General features: G+C 72.8%; 10 protein-coding genes. 4 read left to right on the top strand and 6 right to left on the bottom strand.

What is annotated here, in order from left to right; all coding sequences use genetic code 11:
- Nucleotides 1–120 precede the first annotated feature (120 nt).
- Nucleotides 121–975, bottom strand: a complete 855-nt coding sequence (locus tag IE275_RS08595; protein ID WP_189709371.1) for a serine hydrolase — start codon at nt 973–975, stop codon at nt 121–123.
- A 157-nt stretch (nt 976–1,132) separates the two neighbouring features.
- Between IE275_RS08595 and IE275_RS08600 the strand changes: the two genes are divergently transcribed.
- Together IE275_RS08600 and IE275_RS08605 are read left to right on the top strand one after the other, a co-directional pair.
- Nucleotides 1,133–3,505, top strand: a complete 2,373-nt coding sequence (locus IE275_RS08600) for a mannosyltransferase YkcB-related protein (protein WP_229870158.1) — start codon at nt 1,133–1,135, stop codon at nt 3,503–3,505.
- A 201-nt stretch (nt 3,506–3,706) separates the two neighbouring features.
- A complete protein-coding gene (locus IE275_RS08605) occupies nt 3,707–4,510 on the top strand; it encodes an endonuclease I family protein (protein ID WP_189709375.1) in 804 nt (267 codons plus the stop codon).
- 95 nt (nt 4,511–4,605) lie between these two features.
- Here IE275_RS08605 and IE275_RS08610 read toward each other — a convergent pair whose 3' ends face one another.
- The 4 genes from IE275_RS08610 to IE275_RS08625 are packed head-to-tail and all read right to left on the bottom strand — an operon-like array spanning nt 4,606 to nt 9,475.
- Nucleotides 4,606–5,277, bottom strand: coding sequence for a hypothetical protein (locus tag IE275_RS08610; RefSeq protein ID WP_189709378.1), 672 nt, complete (start codon nt 5,275–5,277; stop codon nt 4,606–4,608).
- Nucleotides 5,278–5,301: 24 nt separating this feature from the next.
- Nucleotides 5,302–6,987 (bottom strand): thiamine pyrophosphate-binding protein, encoded by a 1,686-nt coding sequence (locus IE275_RS08615; protein WP_189709380.1) that lies wholly within the window; start codon nt 6,985–6,987, stop codon nt 5,302–5,304.
- A complete protein-coding gene (gene speB / locus IE275_RS08620) occupies nt 6,984–7,952 on the bottom strand; it encodes an agmatinase (RefSeq protein ID WP_189709382.1) in 969 nt (322 codons plus the stop codon). Before speB ends, IE275_RS08615 begins: the two co-directional genes overlap by 4 nt.
- Before the next feature lie 56 nt (nt 7,953–8,008).
- A complete protein-coding gene (locus IE275_RS08625) occupies nt 8,009–9,475 on the bottom strand; it encodes a sodium:solute symporter family protein (RefSeq protein WP_189709384.1) in 1,467 nt (488 codons plus the stop codon).
- 187 nt (nt 9,476–9,662) lie between these two features.
- Here IE275_RS08625 and IE275_RS08630 point away from each other — a divergent pair, with 187 nt between their 5' ends.
- Both IE275_RS08630 and IE275_RS08635 read left to right on the top strand, forming a co-directional pair.
- On the top strand, nt 9,663–11,171 hold the full coding sequence (locus IE275_RS08630; protein ID WP_189709386.1) for a PucR family transcriptional regulator: 1,509 nt from the start codon (nt 9,663–9,665) through the stop codon (nt 11,169–11,171).
- A 62-nt stretch (nt 11,172–11,233) separates the two neighbouring features.
- Entirely contained in the window at nt 11,234–12,031 is a 798-nt protein-coding gene (locus IE275_RS08635) for a phosphatase (RefSeq protein WP_189709388.1), read from the top strand.
- A 13-nt stretch (nt 12,032–12,044) separates the two neighbouring features.
- Here IE275_RS08635 and IE275_RS08640 read toward each other — a convergent pair whose 3' ends face one another.
- The gene (locus tag IE275_RS08640; protein WP_189709390.1) at nt 12,045–12,926 is read right to left on the bottom strand and encodes an acyl-CoA thioesterase; all 882 of its coding nucleotides are present in this window, start codon (nt 12,924–12,926) and stop codon (nt 12,045–12,047) included.
- Nucleotides 12,927–12,934 lie beyond the last annotated feature (8 nt).

The following is a 12,934-nucleotide window of genomic DNA, read 5'->3' on the forward strand; positions in this document are numbered from 1 at the left end:
GGGCGTCACCGTAGGGCGGGTCGGTGACGCGCGGTGGGCCGATGCGTGAAAGGTCGCCCGGTCCAGGACCGTTCAGGACTGTTCGGGACGGTCCCGGACGGGCCGGACGGTCCGGGCCGTTCAGGAGGCCGCGAGATCCTTGTGGATCACCTTGGCGACGCCCTGGATGGTCGTGATGCCGTAGTCCATCGTGCTGTTGCCGTGCGTGAGGACCGTGATCATGTAGTCGTGGCCGCCGCCCTTGAAGGTGCCGATGCTGTGCACCCGCCAGCCGTTCGTGGCACGCGACAGCCAGCCGTTCTTGACGTGCCAGGAGACGCCCGAGGGCCGGCCGTACGGGGTGCCCCAGCGCTGCGAGGAGACGACCTGGCCCATCAGCGTGCTGACGTAGGAGCGCGAGGCGTCGGTGAGGACCGTGTTCTTCGCGGTGATCAGCTTGAGCAGCTTCTGCTCGTCGGTGACGGTGATCTGGGTCAGGCCCCAGTAGCCGTTCGCGCCCGGCTTGGTCTGCGTCATCTTCGCGGCCGTCAGGAAGCCCTTGATCTTCGTCATGCCGAGCTGCTTCCACAGGGTGGTGGTGGAGGCGTTGTCCGACTTGGTGATCATGGCGGTGGCCAGCGACTTCTCACGGCTGGTCAGCGCGCGAGGGGTCTTCTGCGCGTCCCACAGCAGCGCGGAGAGGACGGTCGCCTTCACGACGCTCGCCGAGTCGTAGGCGGTGGAGGCGCGCAGGGTGCAGGTGGTGCCGGTGGAGCGGTCGTAGAGGCCGACCGCGATCGTGCCCTTGCGGTTGGCGAGGGCGGCGGTGATGTCCTTCTTCAGCTTGGTGGCCAGGGCCGCCTTGCTCGACGTGCAGGTGACCGTGGGTGTGGCCGCCGAGGCGGGCGCGGCGGTGGCCACGCCGGTGACGAGGAGGCCGGTGCCGAGTGCCGTGGCGGCCAGCGCTCTCCTGCTTCTGTGAGTCCGGTGAGTCATGCTCTGTTGACACACAGGTTCACCCGAAAGGTTGTACGGGTGACCGGGGGTATTGGGCAAAGCCTGGGTAACCCGTTACCGGCCGCTGTGCGTCTTCACAGGTCGCGGCCAGGCTGGGCACAGCGACCACCCACAACCGGCGTACAGCATGCCGAGGGTGACATCTGCCACCGATCCACTCCCCCACCCGGTCCCCGACCCGGTCCCCGACCCGACCGTGTCCCCCGACTGGGCCCCGCCGACGGCCTCCGCCGCGACCGCCGAGGCCCCGCCAGCGGAGGGGGCGCCGCGCTGGTCGCTCCCCGCGCTGCTCGCGATCCTGGCCCTGGCGGCCCTGCTCTACGGCTGGAACCTGTCGTCCAACGGCCTCAACAGCTTCTACAGCGCCGCCGTCTACAGCGGTACGCAGAGCTGGAAGGCGTGGTTCTTCGGTTCGCTGGACGCCGGGAACTTCCTCACCGTCGACAAGCCGCCGTTCGCGCTCATGGTCATGGGCCTGTCCTGCCGGGTCTTCGGCTTCGGCACCTGGCAGATGATGGCGCCGGAGATCGCGGCGGCGCTGGGCACGATCTGGATCCTGCACGCGTCCGTGAAGCGGGCCTTCGGCCACGCGGCCGCCGCGATCGCGGCGCTCGTGCTCGCCCTGACCCCCATCACGGTCGCCATCAACCGGGACAACAACCCGGACACCCTGCTGGTCCTGCTGATGGTGGCGGGCGCGGCCCTCGCGCTGCGCGCCACGCGCGAGGACCGGCTGCTGCCGCTCATCGGCTCCGCGGTGTGCTTCGGGCTCGCCTTCAACACCAAGATGCTCCAGGGCTACATCGCCCTGCCCGCCGTCTTCGCCGTGTACGTGTACGCGTCGCGCCCGGGCTGGCGGAAGAAGGCCGTCAACCTGGCGCTGGCCGCCGTGGCGCTGGCCGTCTCCAGCTTCTGGTGGGCCACGGCCGTGTCCCTGGTGCCCGCCGGGAGCCGCCCGTACATCGGCGGTTCGACCGACGGCAGCGCCTGGGACCTGATCATGGGCTACAACGGCCTGGGCCGGGTCCTCGGCGGCGAGGGCAACGGCGGGGGCGGGGGCGGCGGGGGCGGGGGCGGCACCTTCGCCGGGACCGCCGGCATCGGCCGGATGTTCAACGACGTCCTCGGCGGCCAGATCTCCTGGCTGATCCCCTTCGCGGGCCTCGCGCTCGTCGCCGGCCTGGTGTTGCGCGGCCGCGCCCCGCGCACCGACCTCACCCGCGCGGCGCTGGTCCTGTGGGGCGGCTGGCTGGTGCTGCACTACCTGACCTTCGCCATGGCCGAGGGCACCATGCACCCGTACTACACGACCGCGCTCGCCCCGGGCATCGCGGCGCTGTGCGGGGGCGGCGGTGTCCTGCTGTGGCGCGCCTTCCGCGGCGGTGACGCCCGCTGGTCCTGGGTGCTGCCCGCGGGCCTCGCGGTGACCGGCGTCTGGGCGGTCGTGCTGCTGCGCCGGGCCACCGGCTGGAACACCTGGCTCTGGCCGGCCGTCGGGGTGGTCATGGTCCTCGCGATCGTGGGGCTGTTCGTCCTGCGGTCCGCCGGCTCCGGCACCAGGGCCCGGCTGCTCGGCGTGTCCCTCGCCGCGGCGGTCGTGGCGGCCCTCGCGGGTCCGACGGCGTACGCCGCCTCGCCGGCCTTCGACTCCGCCACCGGCGGCATGGGCGGCACCAACCCCACCGCGGGCCCGTCCACCGGGGGCGGCATGGGCGGTCCCGGGGGCGGCGGCCGGAGCGGCGGCGGTCCCGGCGGCCAGGCGCCGGGCGGCACGCAGCAGGGCGGCCAGGCGCAGCAGGACGGGCAGGCCGGGGGCGGGTTCCCCGGGGGCGGCGGCCAGCCGCAGCCCGGCGGCGGAAACGGCGAGATGCCCGGCGGTGCCCAGCAGGGCGGCGGCGAGATGGGCGGCCCCCCACCGAACGGCACCGACGGCACCGGCGGCACCGGCGAGAGCGGTGCGGCCGGGGCACCGGGCGGCACCCAGAACGGCCCCGGCGGCGGAGGCGGCTTCGGTGGAGGGGGCGGAGGCGGCGGCATGGGCGGCGCGAGCAACGAGCTGGTCTCGTACCTGGAGAAGCACCAGGACGGCGCCACCTGGCTGATCGCGGTGTCCAACTCGCAGAGCGCCGGCCAGCTGATCCTGAGCTCCGGCAAGCCCGTCATCTCCATGTGGGGCTTCACCGGCTCCGACCGGGCGATGACCCTCGCCAGGCTCAAGGAGCTGGTGAAGAAGGGCGAACTGCACTACATCCAGCTCGGCGGTGGCGGTATGGGCGGCAACAGCAGCCTGAACCAGGAGATCACCACCTGGGTGCAGAAGAACGGGACGGCGGTGAAGGAGAGCGACTACGGCTCCACGTCGGGTACGGACGCGGACTCGGGTACGGACGCGGGTTCGGGCTCGGGTACGGACGCGGGTTCGGGCTCGGGTACGGACGCGGACGCCGGCACCTCGTCGCAGAGCAGCCAGTCGACGGTCTACCGGCTGGACGCCTCGGACGTCGGCTGAGATCCGGACGACCGGCACGGCCCCGACGGCCCCTGACCCTTCGGTCAGGGGCCGTTTCGTCCTGTCAACTCGCGTAGACAAGGGGCAATTTGCCGGTCCCCGTCACCTGATGGACATGCCAGATTCATTGCCATGGCCGCATGTGCATGTCACTCTCCCGATTGCCGCCTCCAATCAACCCGCGTAGATCGGACACCCCACATGCTGGCGACACGCATACGCCGATGGAAGTCGGTGGCGCTTGCCACCGCTGCCGTCCTGGTCGGCCTCACCGCGCCCGCGCTCACCGCGACCCCCGCCGCGGCGACCACGACGGCGTACGACTCGACGTACTACAAGAACGCGGTCGGCAAGACGGGTACGAGCCTGAAGTCCTCGCTGCACACGATCATCAGCAGCCAGACGAAGATCTCGTACTCCGCGGTCTGGAACGCGCTGAAGGTCACCGACCAGGACCCGAACAACAGCAGCAACGTGATCCTGCTGTACAGCGGTGTCTCGCGCAGCAAGTCCCTCAACGGCGGTGACGTCGGCGACTGGAACCGCGAGCACACCTGGGCCAAGTCCCACGGCGACTTCGGCGAGGTGACCGGGCCCGGCACCGACCTGCACCATCTGCGCGCCTGCGACGTCCAGGTCAACAGCACCCGCGGCAACCTCGACTTCGACAACGGCGGCAGCACGGTCACCAACGGCGGCGGCAGCCTCGTCGACTCCGACTCCTTCCAGCCGCGCGCCGCGGACCGGGGCGACGTGGCCCGCATGATCCTCTACATGGCCGTGCGCTACGAGGGTGACGACGGCTTCGCCGACCTGGAGCCCAACGAGAAGGTCGGCAACGGCAGCAACCCCTACATGGGCAAGCTCTCCGTCCTCAAGGCGTGGAACGAGGCGGACCCGCCCAGCGCCTTCGAGGAGAACCGCAACCAGGTCATCTACGACACCTACCAGCACAACCGCAACCCGTTCATCGACCACCCGGAGTGGGTCGAGGCGATCTGGTAGAAGCACGCGCCGAACCGGCCGCCCCCGTCACCGACCCCACCGGGGACGGCTTCGGCGGCCGGACCGACGGCGTGGGACCCCGCGCCCGCCGACCTCTAGCGTTCGCCCGCGGGAGCGCCGTACCAGCGCCACCGCGTGAGCCGCTCGTGACCGGGCAGCTCGCCCCGGCCGGTGGCCCACAGGAGTGTGGGCCACCGGCCGGTCTGCGTCGGGGCGTGCGGGAAGAGCCGGGCCAGCACCCGGCCGCACAGGTCCTCGTCGGGCGTCCAGCCGGCCCCGAGCCCCGCCGCCACGTCGTGCAGGTGCACCAGCGTCTCGACGACGCCCATCGCGGCGAAGCCCTCGGGGTCGGCGGCGCCGAAGACATGGTGCGCCCTGACGGTCGCCGGGGTCCTGCGCACCATGGCGCTCAGCAGGGCACCGCCGGCCTCCAGCACCTGCGCCAGCCCGGCCGGTCCGGCGGCCCGGTCCGCGAAGACGACGTTCGCCGGGCCGCCGGGCCGCTGCCGGCTCCAGACGAAGGGCACCTCGCGGTCCGACGGCGGCCGCTCCGGGCCCAGTTGGGCGGCGTAGGAGAACAGGTCGTCGGCCAGGTGCTCGACGGTCTCCCAGCAACTCCACTCCAGGGAACCGGCGTCGGCGTCCCAGTCCGCCGCCGGGCCGGCCGCGCGCAGCACGGCCGCCGCAGCCCGGACGGCGTCGGTCACATCGTCGGCGGTGACGGGAGCTACGGGGACGGGAGCGGGGGTTCGGGCTGCACCGGACATGGCACGACCCTACCGACCACGGTGTCAGCCCAGGTGTGTGGGCGCGAACATCCGCAGCAGGGCCGGGAGGACGACCACCGACGGGCCCGGGGCCGCGAAGGCCTTCGCCAGATCCGCCTCCAGGGTCTGCGGTGAGGTCCGGACGCCCGGCACACCGAAGGACTCCGCCAGGGCCACGTAGTCGGGACGGGTGAGTTCCGTCGCCGTGGCCTGGCCGAAGGCGTCCGTCATGTACTCGCGGAGGATGCCGTAGCCGCCGTCGTCCACGATGAGCCAGGTGACCGGGAGGTCGTACTGGCGGGCCGTGGCGAGTTCGGCGATCGAGTACAGCGCGCCGCCGTCGCCGGACACCGCCAGGACCGGCCGGGTCGGGTCGGCCGCCGCGGCGCCGAGGGCGGCCGGGAAGCCGTAGCCGAGGCCGCCGGCGCCCTGGGCGGAGTGCATGGTGTTGGACGACTTCGGGTCGAAGGCCGACCAGGCCCAGTAGGACAGGATCGTCATGTCCCAGAAGGACGGGGAGTCGGCCGGGAGCGCGGCGCGGACCGACGCCAGCAGGTCCTGCTCCAGGGTGAGTTCCTGGGCGGCGATGCGCTCGTGGACGCGGGCGAGCACGTCCCGTACGCGGTCGGGGGCGCTCTCGTCGTGGCGCTCCGTCACCGTCTCCAGCAGGGCCTGGAGGGCGAGGCGGGCGTCCGCGTGGATACCGAGGGCCGGGTGGTTGGACTCCAGCTTGCCGAGGTCCGCCTCGATCTGGACGACCCGGCCGCGGGGCTTGAACGTGTGGTAGTTGGAGGAGAGTTCACCGAGGCCCGAGCCGACCACCAGCAGGACGTCCGCGTCCTCCAGGAAGTCGGTCGTGTGCCGGTCCTCCAGCCAGGAGCGCAGCGACAGCGGGTGGTTCCACGGGAACGCGCCCTTGCCGCCGAAGGTCGTGACGACCGGGGCGTCGATCAGCTCCGCCAGCTGCCGCAGCTTGCCCGACGCGTCCGCCCGCACCACGCCGCCGCCCGCGATGATCGCCGGGCGCTCGGCCGTGGACAGCAGGTGCGCCGCGACCGCCGTCAGCTCGGGACGCGGCGGCAGCTCCTCGGGGAAGGCGTCGCCGACCGTCACCACCGGGATCGGCGTCTCGGCCAGCAGCACGTCCTGCGGGATCTCCACCCACACCGGGCCGTGCGGGGCCGTGAGCGCGGACTTCCACGCCTCGGTGATCGCCGACGGGATCTGGGACTGGGTGCGGACCGTGTGGACGGACTTGACGATGCCCCGGAAGGAGGCCGCCTGGTCGGGGAGTTCGTGCAGATAGCCGTGGCGGCCGCCGCCCAGGCCGGCCGTCGGGACCTGGCTGCTGATCGCCAGGACGGGGGCGCTCGCCGCGGCGGCCTCCTGGAGCGCGGCCAGGGAGGTCAGCGCGCCCGGGCCGGTCGACAGCAGCAGCGGGGCCGCCTCGCCGGTGACGCGGCCGTAGGCGTCCGCCGCGAACCCCGCGTTGTTCTCCACCCGCAGGCCGATGTACCGCAGTGCGGAGCGGCGCAGGGCGTCGAACATGCCGAGGGCGTGCTGGCCGGGCAGGCCGAAGACGGTGGTGGCGCCGAGCCCGGCCAGGGTCTCCACGACCAGGTCCCCGCCGTTGCGGCCGGGGGGCGGATCGAGCGCGGCCTCCGTCTGTGCGGCCGTCGGGCGGAGTACCAGGTCGTGGTCGTGGGTCACTTCGCGCGAGCCTCTGCAATCTGGCGGGACATGATCGTGGTCAGTTCGTACGCCGTGTGGGACGCGGCCACCGACGTGATCTCCGCGTGATCGTACGCGGGGGCCACCTCGACGACATCGGCCGAGACCAGGTTGCACGAGGCCAGGCCGCGCAGGATCTCGAGGAGTTCGCGGGAGGTCATGCCGCCCGCCTCCGGGGTGCCGGTGCCGGGTGCGTGGGCCGGGTCCAGACAGTCGATGTCGATGGAGATGTAGAGCGGGCGGTCACCGATGCGCTGGCGCAGCTGGTCGGCGACCTCGTCGGCACCGCGCCGGTAGATGTCCGCCGAGGTGACGATGCCGAAGCCCATCTTCTCGTCGTCGGTGAGGTCCTGCTTGCCGTAGAGCGGGCCTCGGGTGCCGACGTGGGAGAGGGCCTCGGTGTCGAGGATGCCTTCCTCGACGGCGCGGCGGAACGGGGTGCCGTGGGTGTACTCCGCGCCGAAGTAGGTGTCCCAGGTGTCGAGGTGGGCGTCGAAGTGGAGCAGGGCCACCGGGCCGTGCTTCTTCGCCACCGAGCGCAGCAGCGGCAGCGCGATGGTGTGGTCGCCGCCGAGGGTCATCAGCCGGGCGCCGGTGCCGAGCAGGTCGTCGGCGGCCGCCTCGATCGTCTCGACGGCCTCGTGGATGTTGAACGGGTTCACGGCGATGTCGCCGCCGTCCGCGACCTGGGCGAGGGCGAAGGGCGAGGCGTCCTGCGCCGGGTTGTAGGGGCGCAGCAGCCGGGACGCCTCGCGGATCGCGTTGCCGCCGAAGCGGGCGCCCGGCCGGTACGAGACGCCCGAGTCGAACGGCACCCCCACCACGGCGACGTCGGCACGGCCGACCTCGTCGAGCCGGGGCAGCCGGGCGAAGGTCGCGGGACCCGCGTACCGCGGGACGCGGGAGGAGTCGACAGGGCCGCGGGGCGTCTCGTTGCTGCTCATGGTCAAATGCCTTCTTTCTTACGCTTCATCGCGTATGTACTACTTCTCGTACGACTCTACTGGGGAGCCGGGACGGGGGTGGACACGGTGTCCGGAGCCTCCTGGCCCGCGAGGCGGGCCCGCCAGGCGGCCAGGACGGCGGGGGCGGTCGGCGGGGTCGCCAGGGAGACGGCGAGGTAGGCGGCCAGGGAGGCCGGCAGGCCGTAGTAGACGGGCTCGTTGGCGAGGATGCCGTGGGTCGCCATCAGGACGATCACCGCGACTCCGCCGACGGCGACCGAGGCGAGGGCGCCCTGGACGGTGCCGCGCTTCCACAGCAGTCCGCCGAGGATGGGCACGAGCAGTCCGCCGACCAGGAGGTTGTAGGCGACCGTGAGGGCCTCGACGACGTTGTTGAGCGCGATCGCGGTGACGATCACGGCGACGCCCATGAGGAGGATGAAGAGGCGGTTGCCCTTCACCTCGTCGTGCTCGGTGTCGCCGGCGGGGCGGACCATGCCGCGCAGCCGCGACCAGATGTCGTTGTTGGCGACCGTCGCGCAGGCGATCAGCGCGCCGGAGGAGGTCGACATGACGGCGGCGAGCGCGGCGGCCAGCACCAGGCCCCGCACACCGACGGGGAGTTCGTCCTTGACGATCGTCGCGAAGGCGTCGTCCGCGGAGGCCAGGTTCGGGTAGAGGACCTTGGCCGCCGTACCGATGACCGCTCCGGCGAGGGCGTACACGAGACAGTACGTACCCGCGACCGTGCCGCCCCACTTCGCCGTGCGGTCGCCGCGGGCGGTGAACACGCGCTGCCAGATGTCCTGGCCGATGAGCATGCCGAAGGTGTAGATCAGCACATAGGTGAAGATCGTCTCGCCGCCGATGCCCAGCGGGTCGAAGTACTCCGTCGGCAGTTTCGCCTTCATCTCGGCGAAGCCGCCGGCCCGGACGACCGCGATCGGCAGGAGCAGGAGCAGCACGCCGATCGTCTTCACCACGAACTGCACCATGTCGGTGAGGGTGATCGACCACATGCCGCCGAGCGTCGAGTAGGCGACGACGATCGAGCCGCCGAGGACGATCGCGACCGTGCGGTTCATGTCGAAGAGGACGTCGAAGATCGTGGCGTAGGCGATGGTGGAGGTGACGGCGAGCATGAGGGTGTACGCCCACATGACCAGGCCGGAGATGACCCCCGCCCGGCCGCCGTAGCGCAGGTCCAGCATCTCGGAGACGGTGTAGACCTTCAGCCGGGCGATCCGGGCCGAGAAGAAGACGGAGAGGGCGAGGAGCCCGAGGCCGATGGTGAAGACCATCCAGGCGCCGGACAGGCCGTACTGGTAGCCCAGGCCCACACCGCCGATGGTGGAGGCGCCGCCGAGGACGATCGCCGCCATGGTGCCTGAGTACATCGCGGGCCCGAGGCGGCGCCCGGCCACCAGGAACTCGCTCTTGGACCTGGCGCGGCGCATGCCCCACCAGCCCATGGCCAGCATGCCGGCCAGATAGACGGCGATCACTGCGTAGTCGACGGCCATGTGGGGCCTCCTTCGCTCACTCTCGGTGGCGTGTCGTGCGGGGATGGGGGGTGTGGCGGCGGCTCGACGCGGGGACATCCGCCCGTACCCGCGGCCGCCGGTTGCCTCGACCCTAGGTGGCCGGAAAGTGGCTGCGAAGTGTACGTTTCATCCATCCGGGGGCCCTGGAGTGGAAGGAACGCACACCATGCCGGAGCAGCCCGCCGCGCCGCCGACCCCGTCGGTGCCGCTCGCCGCCCTGCTGGCCCGCGAGGACCTCGCGCTGCGGCAGATCGCCGGGCCCGCCGACCCCGGCGCGGTGCTGCACGGCGCGCACACCTCGGAGATGGCCGACCCGTACCCGTATCTGCTGGGCGGCGAGCTGCTGCTGACGGCGGGCGTGCACATCCCGGAGGCGGCCGGGTCGGGGACATACTTCGACGACTACGTCTCACGGATCGTCGCGGCGGGCGGCGCGGCCCTCGGGTTCGGGGTGGCGCCGGTGCACGACACCGTGCCGCGGGCGCTGGTCGCCGCCTGCGAGTCCTTCGGGCTGCCGCTCCTCGAAGTGCCGCCGCAGACCACGTTCGCGGCCGTCGGCCGTGCGGTCTGGCAGCTGATGGAGCGCGCCCGCACCGCGGAACTCCGCCGGGTCACCGAGGCCCAGCAGAGCCTCGCCGCCGCCGCCTCCCGCCCCGACCCGGTCCCCAACGTGCTGCGCCAGCTCGCCCAGCGCCTGGGCGGCCGGGCGGTGCTGTACGGCCCGGAGGGCGCCCGGATCGCGGCGGCCGGGCGGATGCCGGCCGAGGCACCGGCCGGCGACGACCCGCTCGCCTCCCTCGCCCGGCTCCTCGCCGGCCGCGGCTCCGCCAGCGCCAGTGACACCACACCGTCCGGTGTGCATCTCGCCGCCTACGCGCTGGGGGCCGGGCAGGGGTTCGTGCTCGGGGTGGCGGTGGGGCGGCGGGAGCCCGGGGACCACACGATCGCCTCCGTGGCCGCCGTGCTGCTCTCGCTGCTCACCGGTGAGCAGCAGAGCGGGTCGGGCGCGGCCCGGTCCTGCGCGCTCGTGCGGCTGCTGCTGGGCGGTGCGCCGGAGGACGTGGCGCCGCTGCTGGGCGGTGACCGGTGGTTCGTGGTGCACGCGCGTCCGGAGGCACGCACCGTCCCGCTCCCGGCCTCGCCCGAGCGGGGGGACCCCCCGCTCCCGCTGGCCGCCTCCGCGCTCGGCGCGGCGCTCGGCTCGCCGCTCTTCGACCTCACGGGGGAGGTCGTACGGGTGCTGGTGCCGGCGGACCGGGAGCCGGGTCCGCAGCCCGGCTGGACGCTCGGGGTCAGCGCCGCCGTGGCCCCGGGTTCGTGGCCGGCCGCCGACGCCCAGGCGGCGCGGGCGCTGGCCCGGGCCCGGGCGACCCGTGGCGCGCTCGTGCGGTACGGCGCCCGCGCGGCCCTCGCCGATCTGGTCCCGCCGGACGAGGCCGAGGCGCACGCCCGCACCCTCCTCGCCCCCCTGGAGGACAAGCCGGCGCTCACCGAGACGCTGCGCACCTGGCTGTCCCTGCACGGGAGCTGGGACCGTACGGCGGTGGCGCTGGCCGTGCACCGCAACACCGTGCGGCAGCGGATCGCCCGCTGCGCGGCCCTGCTCGGGACGGACCCGGACGACCCGGACGTCCGGATGGAGCTGTGGTTCGCGCTGCGCCGCCTCGACCAGTGACGCACGTCCCAGCGCTCAAAACGGCGGCGACGGCCGACGTGCGCTGCCCCACAATGGAGACCATGCCGATACCCGGGACTCCCAGCCGCGCCGAGCTTGTCGACCACCTCGTGAAGACCCGTATCGCCGGGGACGTCGCGACCCCGCGCGAGAACAACCTCTCCCACTACCGCCAGCTCGCGAACGGCAACCGCAACTACTGGTTCGGCCTGGAATTCGGCGACCGCTGGACCGACGAGCAGGACGTGCTGGCCGTGATGGCGGAGCGGGTCGGGGTGAACGACGACGCCGAATTCCGCTACGGCCAGGACACCATCGATCCCGAGCTGACGGTCGACGGCCTGGAGCGGATGGCGGCCCGGCTGCGCAAGGCGGCCGAGGACCGGCAGCGGGTGCTGCTGGCCACCGGGCACCCCGGCGGCCTGCTCGACGTGCACCGTGCGACGGCCGCCGCCCTGCGTTCGGCCGGCTGCGAGATCGTCGTCATCCCGGAGGGGCTCCAGACGGAGGAGGGGTACGTCTGGCAGCTCGCGGACGTGGCGGTCCTGGAGCACGGCGCCTCGCTCTGGCACACCCACTCCGGTGAGCCGATGAAGGCGATCCTCACCGCGCTGGAGCGCGAGGGCCGCCCGCTGCCCGACCTGGTCGTCGCCGACCACGGCTGGGCGGGATACGCCGGGCAGCACGGCGTCGACTCCGTCGGTTACGCCGACAGCAACGACCCGGCGCTCTTCCTCGCCGAGTCCGAGGGGACCCTCCAGGTGACGGTCCCGCTCGACGACCATGTGAAGAGCCCGCGCCACTACGACCCGATGACGGCGTATCTGCTGGCGCAGGCGGGGCTGGAGCCGAGGCCGTGACCGGCCGCGCCCCTCAGCCCGTGCGAGGGGCGCGGACCACGCCCTCCTGGATCACCGAGACGGCCAGCCGGCCGTCCTGCGTGTAGATGCGGGCCTGGCCGAGGCCGCGGCCGCCGTGGGCGGTGGGGGACTCCTGGTCGTACAGCAGCCATTCGTCGGCGCGGAACGGCCGGTGGAACCACATCGCGTGGTCCAGGGACGCGCCGACCACGTCCCCGACCGCCCAGCCGCCCCGGCCGTGCGCGAGGAGCACCGAGTCGAGCAGGGTCATGTCGGAGACGTACGTGGCGAGGACGACGTGCAGGAGCGGTTCGTCGACGGCGCCGTCCAGCTTGCCGTTGGTGCGGAACCAGACCTGGGAGTGCGGCTCGCGCGGGGCGCCGAAGTCGCCGTACGGGGGCTCGTCGACATAGCGCAGGTCGACGGCCTCCCGGGCCTCCAGGAACCGCTCGACGGTCTCCGGGGGGATGTGGTCGTAGCCGCGCAGCCGCTCCGCGGAGGTGGGGAGCGTCTCGGGGTCCGGGGCCGTCGGCATGGGGGTCTGGTGCTCGAAGCCCTCCTCGTACCGCTGGAACGAGGCGGACAGCGCGAAGATCGGCTGTCCGTGCTGGACCGCGACGACCCGGCGCGCGGTGAAGGAGCGGCCGTCGTTCATCCGGTCGACGGTGTAGACGATCGGCGCCCCGGGGTCGCCGATGCGCAGGAAGTACGCGTGCAGCGAGTGGGCGTGCCGGTCCTCGGGAACCGTGCGCCCGGCGGCGACCAGCGCCTGCGCGGCGACCTGCCCGCCGAAGACCCGGGGGACGACGGCGGAGCGGGACTGGCCGCGGAAGATGTTCTCCTCGATCTGCTCCAGGTCGAGCAGATCGAGGAGATCCTGAAGTGCCTCGTTCATGGCACCTT

It is taken from the genome of Streptomyces phaeofaciens, from assembly GCF_014648915.1.
Taxonomy (GTDB): Bacteria; Actinomycetota; Actinomycetes; order Streptomycetales; family Streptomycetaceae; genus Streptomyces; species Streptomyces phaeofaciens.